Origin of the sequence: Kitasatospora sp. NBC_00070, assembly GCF_045041205.1 — a bacterium.
Taxonomy (GTDB): Bacteria; Actinomycetota; Actinomycetes; order Streptomycetales; family Streptomycetaceae; genus Kitasatospora.
The window spans coordinates 5,126,394-5,146,441 of the sequence record NZ_CP108247.1; the positions used below are offsets into that span (position 1 = coordinate 5,126,394).

Here is a 20,048-nt window from a genome sequence, read left to right on the forward strand (position 1 = left end):
TGCCGGAACTCACACCATCGTGGACGAAAGGAGAGGCCCGCACACCGGATCACCCAGTATGCGGACCCCTCCGGGATCGAATCGCTCAGTCCATCCGGCGCGGGCCGCCGAGCACCTGACCCTCGGCCTCACCGGGGTTGGTCATCACGAACTGACGGCGCATCCGGGTCGCCCACAGGGTGATGTTGTCGCCGAGGGTGGGCAGCGCCGCGACCTCCTGGTCACCGAGCGAGAGCAGCCGGGCCAGCAGCTCGGCCTCCTGCGGGGAGACCCGCTGGATGCCGACCAGGTCGGCCGCGTTCAGCACCCGGGCCGCGTTCGGCCCGAGGTAGGGGAGCAGGGTGAGGGTGGTCTGCCAGGGTGAGGCGGAGAGCCGGCTGCGCGGCGGCCGGGCCCCGAGGTCGCGGACCACCAGCACCGGGGAGGCCACCGAGGCGCCCTGGGCGCCGAGCCGGCCGACCTGGTGCACCGTCACGCACGGCTGACCGCCGCCGGCCGCCTGCGCCAGCAGCGACCAGGCCTGCGGGCGGCCGGTCTCGACCGCGATCCGGGCACCGGTGGCGGCTGCCCGCAGGGCGATCACCTGCGCGGTCCACAGACCGCCGACCAGCGCCAGCTCGTACGAGGTGGGCCGGAACAGGCCGAGCACGGCGGGCTGCTGCTGGGGGTCGACGCCGATCACCACGCCGTCGTCGCCGACCGGGAAGGCCAGCGCGCCGAGGTCCTCGGTGGCGAGCACGTGCCGCTCCCGGCGCGGGCCGCGCAGGCCGTAGCCGGGGCGCGGCCGGGTGGTCCGGGCGGCGGGCTCGGCCGGTGCCTGGTTCGGGTAGGTCTGATAGGCCATCAGGAAGTCCCTCCCAGGGGCAGCGTGGCGAGCAGGCCGGGCGCCTGCTCCAGGTCGAGCCGGGTCAGGCCGATCCCCGAGGCCTGCGCGCGGGACTCCACCAGGCGCCCGACCTGGGCGATCTCGCTCTCGCTGCGGCCGGTGACCCGGACGTGCCCGCTGATCGCCACCGAGTCGCCGGTGCCGCGGCTCGCGGTCAGGCTGAAGGTGCTGGCCAGCGCGGGCGTGCTGGTGACCAGGTTGACCAGGTCGGGCGCGGCGATCCGGCCCGGGGCGCCGCCGGGGCGGCTGAGCTGGGGCCACTTGGAGATCCAGAAGGTGGCGTGCCAGCGGTCGTCGATCCGCCAGAACTTCCGGCTCTCCTGCGTCCGGCGGCCGTTGCCGCCACCGCCGCCGGTGCCCTGACGGCCCGCCACCGCGATCGGGTTGGCACAGACCGAGATGGCCAGTGCCGCGATCAGCTCGCGCTCGTCCAGCACGGTCGCGGTGAAGCCGGCGCTGTTGAGCCGTCCGGCCAGCTGGTCGGTGACCCGCTGGAGCGCCCTGCGGGCGCCCTCCTCGCCGCCGCCGCGGGCCTCGACCGCGCTGCTGGTCAGCTCGGGGCTGAGCTTGAGCGCGACCCAGGTGAGCCGCAGACCGGGGGTGGCCAGGCCGTCCGGGAGCTGGTGGTAGGCCCGGGTGGCCAGCGACTGGTCCGGCAGGTGCGGGGCCGGGGCGGGCTGGGTGTGCTGCACCAACTGGACCGACTCCAGGGCGATGTCGTCCACCTGGAGGGCCGAGCAGATCACGTCGAGCGGCAGCGGCAGCGCGTTCCGGTGCGGCCGCAGCGGCTGGTCCTTCGCCTGCACCAGCAGGATCGAGGTGAGGAAGGTGCCGTCACCGACCATGCCGGTCTCCCGGCGGACCGGGCGGCCGCCGCCGAGGTCGGCCTCGGTGGCGTGGGTGCAGGTGCGCAGCGCCGGCTCGAGTTCGAGCGCGGGTGCCAGGGCCGGGTCGGTGCCCGGCGGCGGCACGTTGAGCTGGGCCTGCCGACGGCGGGCGTTCAGCGCGGAGCGGACCTGCAGGCCCTCGGACAGCGTCCGGCCGTTCAGCGGTACCAGGGCGAGCACCACCAGCAGGACGGCCGGTACCGCGAACGCGCCCGCCATCGCCTTGTTGATGGTCCAGCCGACCACCACCAGGGCCACCGCGACCTCGAGCAGCACGATCTGCTGGAGCCGCAGGCGGGTGCCGAGCAGGCCGGGCCGCGGGTGCACCTTGACCGGCACCGGTGCGGTGGGGCGGGTCGGCGCGGGCTGCGCCCGGCGGCCGCGGCCGCCCCCGCCTTGCGATGTGCTGCGTCGCCCTGGAGCAGTCTGGCTTGGCATCCCCCGAGTGGCCCTCTCTGATCAGATATCACGGCCCGGTTGACCGGTCGGCAAACCGTACCCGTACCGTACTCACCGTTGCTGCCGCATCGTAGAGGGTGGACCACGACGTGCACCCGGCGGGTGGCAGACTCACGCACGGCCTGCACACCCGGACTCGGGTACGAGCCGGTGGGGCTGACGCACCCACAGTTGTCGAACAGGGGAGACGACGAGCATGGCTTCACGCCGAGACGAGCTGAACGCGTACACGGCGGCGCGAAAGCGCACGGTCGGTGCCTTCCTGCTGCCTTCCGGCGGCGGGAACGACGAGGACGCGCCCCGGCCGGTGAAGGCCGTGCTGCCGAGCGTGGTGATCGGTGTCGTGATCGTGGCGGGCTTCGCCATGTGGGGTGTCATCAAGCCTGCCGCGCCCAAGGGTTGGGACGGCGGCGGGAACATCATCCAGGGCAAGCAGTCGACCACCCGGTACGTGATCCTGCCGGGCGACAAGGGCGCCAAGGTGCTGCACCAGGTGCTCAACATGTCCTCGGCCCGCCTGGTGCTGCCGGCCAACGCCAAGGTGGTGATCGTCGAGGACAAGGTGCTGGACGCCTACCCGAACCACGGCGCCACCATCGGCATCCCGTACGCCCCCGACAAGCTGCCGAAGGCGGAGGTGGCGGGCCAGACCGACAAGAAGTGGTCGGTCTGCAACAGCCCGGGCGCGGAGGAGAAGGCGCCGCCGAACCAGGCCGTCTTCGTGGCCGCCGGCAAGGACGCCACCCGGCTGGCCGACCCCAAGCTGATGCTCGGCGCCGGTGAGTCGATGTTCGTGCAGGCCCCGCTCGACACGGCGGGTCTGCAGAGCACGTTCATGGTGGACCGGACCGGTACCCGGCACCTGATCGGCAACGCGACCTCCCAGCCGAACGAGAAGGCCCTGATCGCGGGCAGCCTGTACGGCAGCGACATGGCGAACAAGCCGCAGCGGGTGACCGAGGACTGGCTGCAGACCCTGGCGACCGGGGAGCCGATCGGGTTCCAGACGCCGCCGGGCTTCGTCAAGGACAAGGCGGTGTCGTCCAAGCTGGACCAGCTCGCCAAGCCGGAGGAGCGCAAGGTCGGGCGGCTGCTCAACTACGACAAGAGCTACTTCATGGTCGGGGTCGACAAGCTGTACTCGGTCTCGCCGTTCCAGGCCAAACTGGCGCTCAGCAACCCGGACTTGCCGAAGGCGGCCTACGGCGGCGCCCCGGCGAAGCTCTACCAGCTGTCGGCCGGTGAGTACGCGGCGCTCAGCAGCGTGGTGGAGCCGCTGAACGACGCGGCGGACATCCCCGACGAGATGCCGACCGGAAAGGCCGTCAACCACGAGGGCCGGAACCGGCTGTGCAGCACCTTCGAGGGCATGGACGGCACCAAGATCAAGCGGTCGGTCTGGGCCGGCGCCGAGTACCCGGCCCCGGTCGACGCCGGCGCCTCCAGCGCCCGGGTCTCACCCGGCCACGGCCTGCTGTTCCGGGCCATGGACTCGAACGACCCGGCCAGCTCCGGCCGGAACTACCTGATCACCGAGACCGGTCTGCGCTACCCCGTGCCGACCAACAACGACGGTGGCAAGGCCGGTGCTTCGGCGGCGCCGAAGGAGCCGGCGGCGGAGCAGCAGCCGGCCGGCCAGGAGCAGCAGGCCAACGAGAACCAGGCCAGGCTCGGCTTCGACAAGGTGACACCGGTGCCCGTCCCGCTGCTCTGGGCCAAGCTGGTCCCGGCCGGTCCCGTACTCAGCAAGAACGATGCACTTCAGCCCCAACTCGCCTGACGGTTGGTCAGTTGGCCGACCGCGCCCCAGTGTCATGGCTTGGTAACTACCTGGCTCCCGGTGTTGGGTGACTTGCGGTCGGCGGCTAGAGTTCTGGAGTGCACCACACCGTGGTGTTCGACGGCCGTCCGTGCCAGGACGGTCCGTGGGGAAGTCTGTCTCATGGGGGACGGTGGATCATGTCTGGTCAGTTCACGACTACCGCTGATGAAATGAACGCTTTCGCGAACCGTATCGGTGAGGTGAACGCATCCGTCCAGGGCGAGATTCAGCGTCTCAACTCGCTCGTTGACGAGATCAAGGCAGGCTGGGAGGGCCAGGCGGCCGCCGCGTACCAGCAGCTGCAGACCCGCTTCAACGAGGACGCCACCAAGCTGAACCAGGTCCTCGACGAGATCCGTCAGGCCATCGAGGCCACGACGAAGCTCTACGCGCAGACCGAGCAGGAGCAGGCCTCGTCCTTCTGAGCCGCCGGCTCGCGTTCAGACATCAACCTCGGTCCGGCATAGGGCCGATTCGACTCCATCGGAACAGGGGACACCATGGGCGACCACATTAAGGTTAATTTTTCCACCATCCAGAACGCCAGCTCCGAGGTCCGTCAGGGTGCCCAGCGCATCCAGACCCAGCTGGACGAGCTGAAGGCCGGCGTGGCGCGCATCGCCAACAGCTGGGATGGCACGGCCCGCGAGGGTTACCAGGCCCGGCAGCAGGTCTGGGACTCGAGCGCGGCCGACCTGCAGGCGGCGCTGACCCAGATCGCCACCTCGCTGGACAACGCGGCGCAGAGCTACCAGGCGACCGAGAGCCGTAACACGGCTGTCTGGAGCTGACCCGACCGCCGTCCCTGACGGTGTCGGACAGTACGACCGAGGGGCGGGCGTCCGACCGGACGCCCGCCCCAGGTGTGTAGCGCGGGCGGGTCGACTCGACCGTCCGGCAAGGCCGTTCCACGGGGGCGCGGCGCAGGGTGGGAGCATGAGGGGAAGTCAGGTGTCGTTCGGTACGTACCGCAGGGTCGCCGCCGTGTCCGTCGCGCTGGGGGTGATCGGCGGGCTGACCGCCGGGCCCGCGCTGGCCGCGCCGTCCCCCTCGCCCTCGACCGGCGTCGTGTATCCGCCGCTCGGGATCTCCGCCTCGGCGGAGTGCCAGTTCCCCTCCAACAACGTGCCCAGCATGCCCTGGTCGTTGCAGAAGGTGGTGCTGGAGCAGCTCTGGGCCCCGGCCAGCACCGACAAGGACAGAGAGAAGGACAAGGACAAGCCCCCGGTCCCGATCACCGGCACCGGGGTGAACGTCGCGGTGATCGACACCGGCGTGGACGTGGCCAACCCGCAGCTGCGCGGCAAGGTCGTGGACACCCCGTCCTCGCTCGTCGACAAGTCCAACAACCAGCCGGTGCCCGGCACCTCGGTCAACGACCAGGTCGGCCACGGCACCAAGGTGGCCGGCATCATCGCGGCCCGGAAGGTGGCCGGCATCGGCTTCTCCGGGCTGGCGCCCGACGCGACCATCGTGACCTACCGGCAGAACGACAGCCAGGGCAACGGCGACGTGTTCAGCCTGGTGAAGGCCATCAAGGACGCGGTGGCCCGAGGGGTCGGGGTCATCAACATCTCGCAGGACGTCCGGGCCACCGAGGCCGGCGGCAACTTCCCCGGCCGGGCCGAGCTGGAGGCCGCCCTCAAGGAGGCCGAGAACCGCAACGTCGTGGTGGTCGCCTCCTCGGGCAACGACGGCCTGGAGGCCGACACCTACCCGGCCGCGATCGAGACCGTGCTGGCGGTCGGCGCCTCGGACCGGAACAACGAGCGGGCCACGTTCTCCCAGTACGGGGAGTTCGTCGACGTGGTGGCGCCCGGCGTGGAGATGCTCTCCACCGTGCCCGGCGGCGGCCACTGCGTGGACAACGGCACCAGCTTCTCGGCCCCCTACGTGGCCGGTGTGGCCGCGCTGCTCAAGCAGAAGTACCCGGGCTGGACGGCGCGGCAGATCCGGATCCGGATCATGCAGACCGCGCAGCGGGTGGAGCGCAAGAACAACCGCTTCATCGGCTGGGGCGTGGTCGACCCGGTGAAGGCGGTCACCAGTGACGCCCCGCCGTCCACCGGCCTGGAGCCGGTCGAGGACGCGCCGCTGAACCTGGCCGGGACGGCCAAGCTGGAGGCCCAGCCGCTCGGCCTGGCCGAGACCCAGCAGGACCGGGACGCCCGCACCGCCACCTACACGCTCGGCGTCGGCGGCCTGCTGGTCGGCGGCCTGGCCGGCGGCGCGGTGGTGCTGCGCGACCGCAGGCGCCGGGTCGAGGACTAGTACCCCCGCAAAGGCCCCCGCAGCGTCGCTGCGGGGGCCTTTGCGCGTGCGCGCGGAGAGCGGAGCAGAGAAGGCCGTGGCCCCTCCCGGAGGAGGGGCCACGGCCCGTTGCGCACCGGCCCGTTACGGCGCCGGGAGCCAGCCCGTCTGGACGGTCTGGCCGGCCGCCTGACGGCGGGTCACCAGCTGGCCGCGGCCCGGGGGCAGCGGCTGCGGCTTGACGGTGCCCAGCAGGGCACCCTCGTTCTTGTCGCCGGACAGGATCAGACCCTGACCGCCGAGCTCCTTCATCCGCTGCATGATCGGCTCGAACAGCGAGCGTCCGGCACCACCGGCGTTGCGCGCGATGATGATGCGCAGGCCGATGTCACGGGCGAACGGCAGGAACTCGGCCAGCGGGGCCATCGGGTTGCCCGAGGAGGTGGCGACCAGCTCGTAGTCGTCCACGATCACGAACATGTCCTTGCCGGTGTACCAACTGCGGTTGCGCAGCTGCTCCGGGGTGACGTCCGGACCCGGCAGGCGCCGCCCGCAGGCGCCGCGGAGCATCTCCACGATCGCCGTCATGGCGGGGGCCGCCGCCGCGTACTCCACCAGGTACTCCGGCGGCACCACGCCGAGCAGCGAGCGGCGGAAGTCGCCGACCACGATGCCGGCCTGGTCCGGGGTGTACCGCTCGGTGATCTGCTTGATCAGCATCCGCAGCACCGCGGACTTGCCGGACTCGCTCTCACCGAACACCACGAAGAGCGGGTCGGTCTCGAAGTTGAGGAACACCGGGGCGAGTTCGACCTCGTCGACACCGAACGCGATGCCCAGCTCGGGCCGCTCGAAGCCCTTGGGCAGCGAGTTGCCGTCCAGCACCTGGGGCAGCATCCGGACCTGCGGGGCCCGGGGCCCGGTCCAGGCCGCGGAGACCTGCTCGACCAGGTCCGAGACACCGTCCACCAGGTCGGTGGTCTCCGAGGAGCCGTCCAGTCGGGGCAGACCGGAGAGGAAGTGCAGCTTGTCCGCGGTGAGACCGCGGCCCGGCTGCCCGGTCGGCACGTTCTGCGCGACCTTGCGGTCGATCTCGGACTCCATCGCGTCACCGAGCCGCAGTTCGGTGCGGTTCTGCAGCAGGTCCTTGAGCGCCGGACGGACCTCGGCGTAGCGGGCCGCGGTCAGGATGATGTGCACCCCGTAGCCGAGACCGCGCTGGCCGATGTCGGCGATGACCGGTTCGAGGGACTCGAACTCCTGCTTGAAGGTGAGCCAGCCGTCGATGATCAGGAAGACGTCGCCGAACTGCTCGTCCGGGAGCTGGCCGTTGGCCCGCTTGGTCCGGTACGTGGCGATGGTGTCGATCCCGGTCGCCCGGAACAGCTCCTCACGGCGGTTGAGCACGCCGTGCACCTCGCTGATCGTCCGTCGGACCTTCTCCACGTCCAGTCGTCCGGCCACCCCGCCGACGTGCGGCAGGCCCTGCAGGCCCTGGAAACCGCCGCCACCGAAGTCGAGCAGGTAGAACTGGGTCTCGACCGGGGTGTGGGTGACCGAGAAGCCGGCCACCATGGTCCGGATCATCGTGGACTTGCCGGAGCGCGGGCCACCGATGATCAGACCGTGACCGGCCGCGCCGGAGTAGTCCTGGTAGAGCACGTCGCGGCGCTGGTCGCGCGGCTTGTCGACGATGCCGACCGGCACCACCAGCCGGCCGAGCGCGCCGAACTCCGGTGAGGTGAGGCCGCGTTCCGGCGTCGCCTGGAGCGGCGGGACCAGCTGGTCGACGGTCGGCGGGGCCTCCAGCGGGGGCAGCCAGACCTGGTGGGCCGGCGGGCCCTGGCCGATCATGCGGGACACGAAGACGTCCAGCATGGTGTCCAGCAGCGAGTCGTCGATCTCCTCGACCTGCTCGAAGACCTCCTCCTCCACCGGCTCGACCACCGCGACCTCGGCGGCGGTGAACAGCACCGGCAGCGCACTGGCGGCTCGGCCACCGGTGACCCGGACCGCGCCCGGCGGACGGTAGGCGCCGGAGACGTACGCCGCCCGGAACCGCTCCATCACGTCGGAGCCGAACTTGAGGTAGCCGACACCGGGGACGGGCGGCAGGTGGTAGGCGTCCGGCACACCGATCGCGGCCCGCGACTCGGCGGCCGAGAAGGTACGCAGGCCGAGCCGGTAGGACAGGAAGGTGTCCAGACCGCGCAGCTTGCCCTCCTCCAGTCGCTGGGAGGCGAGCAGCATGTGCATACCCAGCGAACGGCCGATCCGGCCGATCTGGATGAACAGGTCGATGAAGTCGGGCTTGGCACTGAGGAGTTCGGAGAACTCATCGATGATCATGACCAGCGAGGGCAGCGGGTCGAGCGCGGCGCCGGCGGCCCGGGCCCGCTCGTACTCGTTGATGTTCGCGTAGTTGCCCGCCGTCCGCAGCAGCTCCTGACGGCGGTTCATCTCGCCCTCGATCGAGTCGCGCATGCGGTCGACCAGGGTGAGTTCGCCCTCGAGGTTGGTGATCACCGCGGCGGTGTGCGGCATCTCGGACATGCCCGCGAAGGTCGCGCCACCCTTGAAGTCGGCGAGCACGAAGTTGAGCACCTCGGAGGAGTGCGTCACGGCCAGCGCCAGCACCAGGGTGCGGAGCACCTCGGACTTGCCGGAACCGGTCGCGCCGACGCACATGCCGTGCGGGCCCATGCCCTCCAGCGAGGCTTCCTTGATGTCCAGCCAGACGTACTCGCCGTTGGTGCCCACCCCGAGCGGGACCCGGAGCTTCTCCCGCATCGGGCGCGGACGCCACATCCGGGCCGGGTCGAAGGCGCCCGGGTCGCCGGTGTCCATCATCTCGGTGAAGTCCATCGAGACCAGCGAGGGGTCGCCGTCGTCGCCGCCCGCGGAGACCCGGAACGGGGCCAACTGGCGGGCCAGCGCCTCGGACTGCCAGGAGGACAGGCTGTCCGGCTTGCCGGAGTACGAGGCACCGGAGGCGGACTCCAGCAGCAGCTCGTCCTTGGCCAGCGTGATCACCAGGTGACCGCTGGGCTCGTCCAGGTCACCGGGGACCACCTCGATGATGGTGACGCCCTCGACGCCCTCCGCACCGGCCAGCAGCGAGTCGTGCGGCACCGCGGCGCCGTCCATCACGATCACCAGGTGCGGCTGGTCCGGCGAGGCCACGGCGTCCCGGGCGAAGCCCTTGCGCCCGGCCAGCTCGTCCGCGAGCAGCACCTCCAGCTCGCCCAGACCGGCGGCGATCAGCCGGCGCGAACCGGCCCCGTCGCTCTCCTTGCGGTGCTGGGTGTGCGGCAGCCACTTCGCCCACTCCCACTCGTCGATCGCACCCGGTGCGGCGGCCACGCCGACCACCAGGTCGTCGGGCGAGTGCAGGGTGGTCAACTGGGCCAGCATCGCCCGGACGTTGCCGTAGACGGTGTCCGGGTCCCCGCAGACCGTGATGTGGTAGAAGGCGCGCAGCGAGATCGCCAACGGCAGGTCGTGCAAGGTGCCGTGGGCGGTCAGGAAGTCCTTCATGGCGGCCGCCGAGAGCGGCTCCAGCTCGTCCAGCGGCGCCGTCTCGGGCGCCTTCAACGGCGTGCTGAGCTGCTGCGGCCCGCGCCCCAGCCTGATCTGCGCGAAGTCCGGATCGCTGGGCCGCCGTTCCCAGAGCCGACGGCCCTCGGTGACGATCGACCAGAGCTGGTCCGGCTCCGGGTGCAGGAAGAGCTGTGCGCCCCGCTGCCGGTCCGCGGTCCGGCGGACCTGACGGCGCATCTGCTGGAGGTACTTGAGGTAGTCGCGGCGCTCGTCCGCGGTCCCCGCACTACCGCCCTTGCGGGCCTTGATGATCTGGGCCACCGCCATGCCGGCGGTGGAGGCGACCATCAGGACGCCCATCATCTTCATCGGCCCCTGGGCACCGGGGGAGAAGAAGAAGGCCGCCGATCCGCCCATGCCGAGCAGCGGCAGCATGGACATCATCCAGTCCTCGCCACCCGACCTCGGCAGCTCGGGCGGAGGCACCAGCTCCACCGGTTCGTCCGGCACCGGCGGTGGATACGCCCGGGCCGGTCGCTTGACCGTAATCACACTCACTGGCATCAACCCTCACGCAACTGGGATACGTACGGGATGAGGGCGCCCCGTGTGATGACGCCGCCCCCGCTCCGCCGATCGCAGGCACTCACGGGTCGCGCGTCTCGCCCCCGTACGCCTCGCGCAGGGGCCGATCCTACTGGTCGGCCCTGTTCGGTTCGAGCACGGGGGCGTCCGCATCCCGACCGTTACCGTTCGAACGGGCGGCGGATCGGCAGGAACGGGTCATACCGGTCAAGCCAGGCCGTGACCGGCCGCGTTGACGCCATATCACCTTCACTGTTCGCACACCGGCGGCCCCGGAACCGGCAGGTCACGGCTTGACGGTCCGTCCGGGACCCGGTAGCGCTCCGTACCCCATCTGGCGGTAGGGTGTCGCCGCGCCAACTCTTGGTCGGATCGCCCGCATTGAAACAACACGGGCAGCGTTCGGTCCGCCAGGGGCGTCAAGCTGACCAACGGACACAGCAACAGGGGGAAGTGCCGGTGAGCTCAAACGCTACGACCGGATTCTGCCGGGTCACCGTCGTGGCACCGGACAGCCGGATCGACGTCGCACTGCCGGAGGATGTGCCGCTCGCGGACATCTACCCCGAGGTGCTGCGCCTCTCCGGCCAGACCCAGGTGGACGGCGCGCCGACCGGCTTCCACCTGGTCCGCCGGGACGGCACCGTACTGGACAGCGGACTGCCGCTGGCCGCCCAGCAGATCCGGGACGGCGACCTGCTGAGCCTGCGTCCGTTCGCCGAGTCGCTGCCCCCGGCCGTCTACGACGACGTGGCCGACGCGATCGCCAGCGCGGTCGCCGCCGACCGCCGGTTCTGGGGCCCGGAGCTGATGCGCTCGTTCGGCCTGATCGGCGCGGGGGTGCTGCTCGGGCTGCTCGGCTTCGCGCTCTGGTTCGCCGACCTCCGGCACGACATGCACGGCCTGCCCGGCATCCTGTCCGGCGTGATCGCGATCGTGCTGGTCACCTTCGCGGGCGTCCGGGCCCGGGTCTACCAGGACCACGACGCGGCGCTCGCGCTCGGCCTCGGCTCGCTGCCGCACGCGCTGATCGCCGGGTCCGGCATCATCGCGGTCTCCACCGCGGGTGACGGCCCCGGCCGGATCCAGCTGCTGGTCGGCTGCGTCGCCATGCTGGTGGTCTCGGTGCTGCTGGTCGGCATGCTGCCGGAGAAGGACTCGGTCTTCGTGGCCTCCTCCTTCCTGGCCGTCGCGGGCACCCTGGCCACCTTCGCGGCCGTGCTGCTGTCCGACACCTCGGCCACCAACATCGCCGCCGTCACGGCGGTCGCCGCGATCGCCGCGATCGGCTTCCTGCCGGCCCTCTCGGCCCGCTTCGCCCGCCTCCCGGTCGGCTTCAACGCCCCCGGCCAGACCCGCACCCGGGGCGCCGGCTACGCCGAGGAGGCCGGCCGCGCGGAGACCGTCCAGTACGAGCGGATCGCCCACCAGGCCCGGCGCGGTCACGAGGTGCTGGTCGGCCTGGTCGGCGGCTGCGCCGCGGTGCTGGTCGGCGCCTGTGCCGTGCTCGGCTTCAGCAACCGGGGCTGGGCCGAGCTGCTCGCCCTCGCGGTCGGCATGACCACCATGCTGCGGGCCCGGCTGTTCCGCTACACCGGTCAGGTCTTCGCGCTCACCATCGCCGGCCTGGCCGGCCTGGCGCTGCTGGTGATCGGCCTCTCGCTGCACACCCCGCAGTTCATCCTGACCGCCGGCAGCGACACCGCGGTGGACCTGCGCACGGTCTGGCTGGCCGCCTCGATCGCGGCCGGTGCGGCGATCCTGACCGGCATCGCGCTGGTCGTCCCGAAGTCCGGGGTGTCCCCGTTCTGGGGCCGCATCCTGGACATGGTGGACAGCCTGATGCTGATCGCCCTCGTCCCGCTGGCGCTGGGCGTGCTCGACATCTACGGCCTGGTCCGCGGCGCCACCAGCTGAGTCCCGCCACCGCGCCCGCCGTCACCCCCCGGATCGGGGGGACGGCGGGCGCTGGTACTCTTGGGCAGTCCGAGTTCAGTCAGATCCCTGTGCCGTCTACCAGGGTCACTCGGAAACCTTGAAGGAGATGCCGTGGCTCTCGCCGCTGACGTCAAGAAGCAGATCATCGCCGAGTTCGGCCAGAAGGAGGGCGACACCGGCTCCCCCGAGGTCCAGGTCGCCATGCTCTCCCGCCGGATCTCGGACCTGACCGAGCACCTCAAGTTCCACAAGCACGACCACCACTCGCGTCGTGGCCTGCTGATCCTGGTCGGCCAGCGTCGCCGGCTGCTGAAGTACTTGGCCGCCATGGACATCGAGCGTTTCCGTACGCTCGTCGAGCGCCTGGGCATCCGCCGCGGTGCCGCCGGTGGCGCCCGCTAACACCGCCGCGTCATGGGGCGGCTCCCCGTCACCGGGGAGCCGCCCCTCGCTGCATGCACCGTTCGGTCCGCCGCACCACACGCGTGGTAATGGCAGGCTGAGTAGGGTGTGAATTTGTAAGGTGAGGGGCATGCCCGGTCATGACGCCGACAGTGAGTCGGCCGAACCGTGGCAGCAGAGACATCACCGAGCGGGCCGAAGGCTTCAAACGGAAGCCGCCCGCGTCCCAAGGAGCGTCCACACGCGACCGCCGACCAGGCAGCCGAGAGGCGCCGGTCCTCGGTAGTGGCCGTCGGGAGTCCCCCGTGAGCGGGACAGCCCGGAGGCTTCGATCGAAGACCGGCCCGAACTGCCCAGGGCCCGCCGGAAGGCAAGCGCAGGGGCGCTCCTCGGGAACCGTACGAAAGAGGAGATCTTCCAGGTGGAAGAGAACGTGTTCTACGCCGAGGCCGTCATCGACAACGGCAGCTTCGGTACCCGTACCATCCGTTTCGAGACCGGCCGGCTGGCCCGTCAGGCCGCCGGTTCGGCCGTGGCCTACCTGGACGACGACACCATGGTGCTGTCGGCCACCAGCGCCTCCAAGGCGCCGAAGGAGCACTTCGACTTCTTCCCGCTGACGGTCGACGTCGAGGAGCGGATGTACGCCGCGGGCCGGATCCCCGGCTCGTTCTTCCGTCGTGAGGGCCGGCCGTCCGAGGACGCCATCCTCACCTGCCGTCTGATCGACCGCCCGCTGCGCCCGTCCTTCGTCAAGGGCCTGCGCAACGAGATCCAGGTCGTCTGCACGATCATGGCGCTCAACCCCGACCACCTGTACGACGTGGTGGCCATCAACGCCGCCTCGGCGTCCACCCAGCTGGCCGGCCTGCCGTTCTCCGGCCCGATCGGCGGCGTCCGCGTCGCGCTGATCAAGGGTCAGTGGGTGGCCTTCCCGACCCACACCGAGCTCGAGGACGCCGTCTTCGACATGGTCGTGGCCGGCCGGGCGCTGCCCGACGGTGACGTCGCGATCATGATGGTGGAGGCCGAGGCCACCACCAAGACGATCAAGCTGGTCGCCGACGGCGCCGAGGCCCCGACCGAGGAGGTCGTGGCCGCCGGTCTCGAGGCCGCCAAGCCGTTCATCAAGGTGCTGTGCGCCGCGCAGGCGAAGCTGGCCGCCCAGGCCGCCAAGCCCACCGCCGAGTTCCCGGTCTTCCTGGACTACCAGGACGACGTGCTGGCCGCCCTGTCGGACGCCGTCAAGAGCGACCTGGCCAAGGCCCTCACCATCCCGGGCAAGGTCGAGCGCAACAACGAGATCGACCGCATCAAGGGCGTCGCGGCCGACAAGCTGCTCCCGAAGTTCGAGGGCCGCGAGAAGGAGATCAGCGCCGCGTACAACGCGCTGACCAAGAAGATCGTCCGCGAGCGCGTCATCACCGACAAGGTGCGCATCGACGGCCGTGGCGTCACGGACATCCGTACGCTGGCCGCCGAGGTCGAGGCGATCCCGCGGGTGCACGGCTCGGCGCTGTTCGAGCGTGGCGAGACCCAGATCCTGGGCGTCACCACCCTGAACATGCTCCGGATGGAGCAGCAGCTCGACACGCTCTCCCCGGAGACGCGTCGCCGCTACATGCACAACTACAACTTCCCGCCGTACTCGGTCGGCGAGACCGGCCGCGTCGGTTCGCCGAAGCGCCGCGAGATCGGTCACGGCGCGCTGGCCGAGCGGGCGATCCTGCCCGTGCTGCCGACCCGCGAGGAGTTCCCCTACGCGATCCGCCAGGTCTCCGAGGCGCTGAGCTCCAACGGCTCCACCTCGATGGGCTCGGTCTGCGCCTCGACCATGTCGCTGCTGAACGCCGGTGTGCCGCTCAAGGCCGCCGTCGCCGGCATCGCGATGGGCCTGATCTCGCAGGAGATCGACGGCGAGACGCACTACGTCACGCTGACCGACATCCTCGGTGCCGAGGACGCGTTCGGTGACATGGACTTCAAGGTCGCCGGTACCCGCAACTTCATCACCGCGCTGCAGCTCGACACCAAGCTGAACGGCATCCCGGCCTCGGTCCTGGCCGCTGCCCTCAAGCAGGCCAAGGACGCTCGCCTCCACATCCTCGATGTGATGAACGAGGCGATCGACACGCCGGACGAGATGTCGCCGAACGCACCGCGCATCATCACCATCAAGATCCCGGTGGACAAGATCGGTGAGGTCATCGGCCCGAAGGGCAAGATGATCAACCAGATCCAGGAGGACACCGGCGCGGACATCACCATCGAGGACGACGGCACCATCTACATCGGTGCGGTCGACGGTCCCTCGGCGGAGGCTGCCCGTACGACGATCAACCAGATCGCCAACCCGACCATGCCGGAGGTCGGCGAGCGCTACCTGGGCACCGTGGTGAAGACCACGACGTTCGGCGCGTTCGTCTCGTTGATGCCGGGCAAGGACGGCCTGCTGCACATCTCGCAGATCCGCAAGCTCGCCGGTGGCAAGCGCGTGGAGAACGTCGAGGACGTGCTGGCCGTCGGTGCCAAGGTCCAGGTCGAGATCGCCGAGATCGACCCGCGCGGCAAGCTCTCGCTGATCCCGGTCGTCGAGGGCGAGGACGGCGTCGAGGACGCCGCTCCGGCCTCCGAGTGACGCACCGTTAGTACCCCGCGGCCCGCGCACTCCCCGGAGTGCGCGGGCCGCACCCTGTTCTCCCCGTAATTCTTGAAGTTTCTGGAAGGAAGGCCCGTGGCTCAGGCCTCCGCGGCGCAGCAGCGCCCCGGCTCCACCCGGACCCTGCTCAAGGGCGTCGACGGGGCCGGTACGGTACGCCGCACCGTCCTGCCCGGCGGTCTGCGGGTCATCACCGAGACCCTCCCGACGGTCCGCTCCGCGACCTTCGGCATCTGGGTCGGCGTCGGCTCCCGGGACGAGACCCCGGCGCTGAACGGCGCCACGCACTACCTGGAGCACCTGCTCTTCAAGGGCACCGCCCGGCGCAGCGCGCTGGAGATCTCGGCCGCGCTGGACGCGGTCGGCGGCGAGATGAACGCGTTCACCGCCAAGGAGAACACCTGCTACTACGCGCGGGTGCTCGACACCGACCTGCCGCTGGCCGTCGACGTGGTCTGCGACATGCTCACCGGCTCGCTGATCCTGCCCGAGGACGTGGAGGCCGAGCGCGGCGTCATCCTCGAGGAGATGGCGATGGCCGAGGACGACCCGGGCGACGTGGTGCACGACCTGTTCGCCCAGGTGATCTACGGCGACTCGCCGCTCGGCCGGCCGATCCTGGGCACCCAGGAGACCGTCAAGGCGCTGACCAGGGACCAAATCGCGGGCTTCTTCCACCGCCGCTACAAGCCCGAGCAGCTGGTGGTCGCCGCGGCCGGCAACCTGGACCACGCCCAGGTGGTCCGGATGGTCCGGAAGGCGTTCGCGCCGGTGCTGGCGAAGTCCACCGGCCACCCCACCGAGGTCCGCCGCGGCGTCCGCGCGGTCCGGACGGCCGGGAAGGTCGAGGTGCTCAACCGCGCCACCGAGCAGGCCCACCTGGTGCTCGGGGTCCCCGGCGTGCCCCGCCACGACGACCGTCGCTGGGCGCTCGGGGTGCTGAACGCCGCCCTCGGCGGCGGGATGAGCTCCCGGCTGTTCCAGGAGGTCAGGGAGAAGCGCGGGCTGGCCTACTCGGTCTACTCGTACTCGTCCTCCTACGCCGACAGCGGCCTGTTCGGCATCTACGCCGGCTGCCAGCCGAAGCGGGTCGAGGAGGTGCTGCGGCTCTGCCGCGAGGAGCTCGCCAAGGTGGTCGCCGACGGTATCACCGAGGAGGAGCTGACCCGGGCGATCGGGCAGATCTCCGGCTCCACCGTGCTCGGCATGGAGGACACCGGCTCGCTGATGAACCGGATCGGCAAGGCCGAACTCAGCTACGGCCACCACCTGTCGGTGGACGAGATGCTGGAGAAGATCGCCTCGGTCACCCTGGACGACGTGCACGCGGTGGCCCGGGACGTGCTCGGCGCGCACAAGCCCTCGCTCGCGCTGATCGGCCCGATCCCCAAGAAGCGGGCCGACGCGCTCGCGGACCTGCTGGCCTGAGAGGACACCCCGCATGACGCTGTCCGTCGCCGTGATCGGCGCCACCGGCCGGATCGGCTCCGAGGCGGTCAAGGCCGTCTCGGCCGCCGCCGACCTGGAGCTGACCGCCACCCTGAGCCGGAACTCCTCGCTGGAGGAGCTGAAGGGCACCCGGGTGGCCGTCGAGCTCACCCACCCCGACGCGGTGATGGCCAACCTGGAGCACTGCGTCCGGAACGGCATCCACGTGGTCACCGGCACCACCGGCTGGACCGAGGAGCGGCTCGCCACCCTGCGCGGCTGGCTCGCCGACGCCCCCGGGGTCGGCGTGCTGATCGCGCCGAACTTCTCGATCGGCGCCGTGCTCTCGATGAAGTTCGCCCAGCAGGCCGCGAAGTACTTCGAGACCGTCGAGGTCGTCGAACTGCACCACAACCGCAAGGCGGACGCCCCCAGCGGCACCGCCGCCCGGACCGCCCAGCTGATCGCGGCCGCCCGTGACGCGGCCGGCCTGCCCCGGCAGAGCGACCCGACCACGCACGGCCTGCCCGGCGCCCGGGGCGCCGACGTGGACGGCGTGCCGGTGCACTCGGTCCGGCTGCGCGGCCTGCTGGCGCACCAGGAGGTGCTGCTCGGCGACACCGGCGAGACCCTGACGATCCGTCACGACTCGCTGCACCACAGCTGCTTCATGCCGGGCATCCTGCTCGGCGTGCGCCGGGTGGTCGACACCCCGGGGCTGACCTTCGGCCTCGAACACTTCCTGGACCTCTGAGATGACCTCCCGTACCGGTTTCTTCCTGCTCTCCGGCGCCCTGCTGCTGGTCTCGCTGATCTGCGTCGGCGAGGGCGTCCAGCTGATCGCCACCGGCAAGCCGCTCGGCATCGGCCTGGGGCTCTGCGCCTTCGTCATCCCCGGCGTCGGCGTCTGGTTCCTCCGGCAGACCGTGCGCTTCGGCCGGGCCAGCGAGCAGCTGGCCGGGGAGCTGGCGGCCGAGGGCGGCCTGCCGGAGGACGAGCTGCGCCGGACCGGGGGCGGCCGGATCGACCGCGCCTCGGCCGACGAGGTGTTCGCCCGGCGGCAGGCCGAGGCCGAACAGAGCCCGGGGGACTGGCGGGTGTTCTTCCGCCTCGCCGTGGCGTACGCCGACGCCGGTGACACGCCGCGGGCCCGAAAGACCATGCAGCACGCCATCAAGCTGCACGGCAGCACCGACGCAAGGAGCAACGCGTGAGCGACGCAGCAGGACCTGTCTTCCGCAGTGACGTGACCGTCGAGCTGGTCCGAAGCTCGGCCCAGGACTCGGACGTGATCTGGGCGGCCCGGGTCTCCACCGCGGGCGAGCAGTCCCTGGAGGCGCTCCAGCAGGACCCGGAGAAGTCCACCGGTCTGATCAACTACCTGATGCGCGACCGGCACGGCACCCCGTTCGAGCACAACTCGATGACCTTCTTCATCAGTGCGCCGATCTTCGTCTTCCGCGAGTTCCACCGGCACCGCAGCGGCTGGTCCTACAACGAGGAGTCCGGCCGCTACCGCAACCTGCAGCCGGTCTTCTACGTGCCCGGCGAGGACCGCAAGCTGGTCCAGGAGGGCCGCCCGGGCCGCTACGAGTTCGTCGACGGCACCCCCGAGCAGGCCAAGATCACCGCCGAGGCGATGGAGGCGTCCTACCGGGCCTCCTACACCGCGTACCAGGAGATGCTGGACGCCGGGGTCGCCCGCGAGGTGGCCCGGGCCGTGCTGCCGGTCGGACTCTTCTCCTCGATGTACGCGACCTGCAACGCGCGCTCGCTGATGCACTTCCTCTCGCTGCGGACCAAGAAGGAGAACGCCACCGTGCCGTCCTTCCCGCAGCGCGAGATCGAGATGGTCGCCGAGGGCATGGAGGCGGCGTGGGCCAAGCTCATGCCACTCACCCATGCGGCCTTCGGGAAGCACGGCCGGGTAGCCCCCTGACCTGGCCCGACGGGCATATGAGTGGCCTGGACGGCACGTCTGGATTGCGACCCTCCGGGGCGCTCCCTAGGCTCAGGTCACGGATTCCGGTGCTGCTTGAACCCCCGAGCACGCAGCACCGGAATCCCCTTGCCGGAGCGCCGACGGCAGCTCGGCAGCACCCCTCACCTGTCCGAACCCTGGACCGGCCTGGGTACCCCCCGGTCGCCTACGAGTAGTTTTGGACGCATGGCTCCGACCTCCACCCCCCAGACGCCCTTCGGCCGGGTCCTGACCGCGATGGTCACCCCGTTCACCGCCGACGGCGGCCTCGACCTCGACGGCGCCCAGCGCCTCGCCACCCACCTGGTGGACTCCGGCAACGACGGGCTGGTGCTGAACGGCACCACCGGCGAGTCCCCGACCACCAGCGACGCCGAGAAGGCCCAGCTGGTCCGCGCGGTGCTGGAGGCGGTAGGAGACCGGGCGCACATCGTCGCCGGGGTCGGCACCAACGACACCCGCCACAGCGTCGAGCTGGCCCGGCAGGCCGAGGCCGCCGGGGCCCACGGCCTGCTGGTGGTCACGCCGTACTACAGCAAGCCCCCGCAGGAGGGCCTGTACCGGCACAGCGTCACCATCGCGGACGCCACCGAGCTCCCGGTGATGCTCTACGACATCCCCGGCCGCAGCGGTGTCGCGCTCGCCACCGAGACCCTGGTCCGGCTCGGCGAGCACCCGCGGATCGTCGCCAACAAGGACGCCAAGGGCGACCTCGGCGCGGCCTCCTGGGCGATCGCCCGCAGCGGCCTGGCCTGGTACTCCGGCGACGACATCCTCAACCTGCCGCTGCTGTCGGTCGGCGCGGTGGGCGTGGTCAGCGTGGTCGGCCACGTGGTCGCGGCCGAGTTGCGGGCCCTGCTCGACGCCTACCAGGCGGGCGACGTGGCCAAGGCCACCGCGATCCACCAGGGTCTGCTGCCGGTGTTCAGCGGTATGTTCCGGACCCAGGGCGTGATCCTCACCAAGGCCGCGCTGACCCTCCAGGGTCACCCGGCCGGACCGCTCCGGCTGCCACTGATCTCCGCCACGCCGGAGGAGATCGCCCGACTGAGGAAGGATCTCGCCGCCGGCGGGGTACACCTGTAGCAAGACAAGACGTGCGCGCCCCCGGCTCGCCGGACCTCCCGAGGTCTGCCGCTGAACCGGAACGACGGCGCGAAGCACCAGGACCTGGCAAGTAGGAAACCATCGAGGCACGCACGCCATATGTC

General features: G+C 70.9%; 15 protein-coding genes. 12 read left to right on the top strand and 3 right to left on the bottom strand.

What is annotated here, in order from left to right:
• Positions 1-85: 85 nt before the first annotated feature.
• Together OHV05_RS23515 and eccE are read right to left on the bottom strand one after the other, a co-directional pair.
• Positions 86-844, bottom strand: coding sequence for a hypothetical protein (locus OHV05_RS23515; RefSeq protein WP_405019403.1), 759 nt, complete (start codon positions 842-844; stop codon positions 86-88).
• Positions 844-2,100 carry a type VII secretion protein EccE gene (gene eccE, locus OHV05_RS23520; RefSeq protein WP_405019404.1) on the bottom strand — a complete coding sequence of 419 codons (1,257 nt, stop codon included), beginning with the start codon at positions 2,098-2,100 and terminating at the stop codon, positions 844-846. Before eccE ends, OHV05_RS23515 begins: the two co-directional genes overlap by 1 nt.
• A 328-nt stretch (positions 2,101-2,428) precedes the next feature.
• Here eccE and OHV05_RS23525 point away from each other — a divergent pair, with 328 nt between their 5' ends.
• The 4 genes from OHV05_RS23525 to mycP all read left to right on the top strand — a co-directional run bounded on the left by OHV05_RS23525 (position 2,429) and on the right by mycP (position 6,325).
• Entirely contained in the window at positions 2,429-4,012 is a 1,584-nt protein-coding gene (locus OHV05_RS23525) for a type VII secretion protein EccB (RefSeq protein ID WP_405019405.1), read from the top strand.
• A 179-nt stretch (positions 4,013-4,191) separates the two neighbouring features.
• Positions 4,192-4,479, top strand: coding sequence for a WXG100 family type VII secretion target (locus tag OHV05_RS23530; protein WP_403044892.1), 288 nt, complete (start codon positions 4,192-4,194; stop codon positions 4,477-4,479).
• Positions 4,480-4,554: 75 nt separating this feature from the next.
• On the top strand, positions 4,555-4,845 hold the full coding sequence (locus tag OHV05_RS23535; protein ID WP_405019406.1) for a WXG100 family type VII secretion target: 291 nt from the start codon (positions 4,555-4,557) through the stop codon (positions 4,843-4,845).
• A gap of 145 nt (positions 4,846-4,990) precedes the next feature.
• A complete protein-coding gene (mycP, locus tag OHV05_RS23540; protein WP_405019407.1) occupies positions 4,991-6,325 on the top strand; it encodes a type VII secretion-associated serine protease mycosin in 1,335 nt (444 codons plus the stop codon).
• Positions 6,326-6,448: 123 nt separating this feature from the next.
• Here mycP and eccCa read toward each other — a convergent pair whose 3' ends face one another.
• A complete protein-coding gene (gene eccCa, locus OHV05_RS23545) occupies positions 6,449-10,402 on the bottom strand; it encodes a type VII secretion protein EccCa (RefSeq protein ID WP_405019408.1) in 3,954 nt (1,317 codons plus the stop codon).
• A gap of 486 nt (positions 10,403-10,888) precedes the next feature.
• Here eccCa and eccD point away from each other — a divergent pair, with 486 nt between their 5' ends.
• From eccD to dapA, 8 genes are all read left to right on the top strand, one after another.
• Entirely contained in the window at positions 10,889-12,346 is a 1,458-nt protein-coding gene (eccD, locus tag OHV05_RS23550) for a type VII secretion integral membrane protein EccD (protein WP_405019409.1), read from the top strand.
• A 132-nt stretch (positions 12,347-12,478) separates the two neighbouring features.
• Positions 12,479-12,769: a 30S ribosomal protein S15 gene (gene rpsO / locus OHV05_RS23555; RefSeq protein ID WP_403044861.1), complete on the top strand. Its 291-nt coding sequence runs from the start codon at positions 12,479-12,481 to the stop codon at positions 12,767-12,769.
• 421 nt (positions 12,770-13,190) lie between these two features.
• Complete coding sequence (locus tag OHV05_RS23560; RefSeq protein ID WP_405019410.1) at positions 13,191-15,407, top strand: polyribonucleotide nucleotidyltransferase; 2,217 nt, start codon at positions 13,191-13,193, stop codon at positions 15,405-15,407.
• Between the two features lie 96 nt (positions 15,408-15,503).
• On the top strand, positions 15,504-16,856 hold the full coding sequence (locus OHV05_RS23565) for a M16 family metallopeptidase (RefSeq protein WP_405019411.1): 1,353 nt from the start codon (positions 15,504-15,506) through the stop codon (positions 16,854-16,856).
• A 13-nt stretch (positions 16,857-16,869) separates the two neighbouring features.
• Complete coding sequence (gene dapB, locus OHV05_RS23570; protein ID WP_405019412.1) at positions 16,870-17,610, top strand: 4-hydroxy-tetrahydrodipicolinate reductase; 741 nt, start codon at positions 16,870-16,872, stop codon at positions 17,608-17,610.
• A 1-nt stretch (position 17,611) separates the two neighbouring features.
• The gene (locus tag OHV05_RS23575) at positions 17,612-18,070 is read left to right on the top strand and encodes a hypothetical protein (RefSeq protein ID WP_405019413.1); all 459 of its coding nucleotides are present in this window, start codon (positions 17,612-17,614) and stop codon (positions 18,068-18,070) included.
• Complete coding sequence (gene thyX, locus OHV05_RS23580; protein WP_405019414.1) at positions 18,067-18,795, top strand: FAD-dependent thymidylate synthase; 729 nt, start codon at positions 18,067-18,069, stop codon at positions 18,793-18,795. Before OHV05_RS23575 ends, thyX begins: the two co-directional genes overlap by 4 nt.
• A 228-nt stretch (positions 18,796-19,023) precedes the next feature.
• On the top strand, positions 19,024-19,923 hold the full coding sequence (gene dapA / locus OHV05_RS23585; RefSeq protein ID WP_405019415.1) for a 4-hydroxy-tetrahydrodipicolinate synthase: 900 nt from the start codon (positions 19,024-19,026) through the stop codon (positions 19,921-19,923).
• The last annotated feature ends 125 nt before the right edge of the window (positions 19,924-20,048 follow it).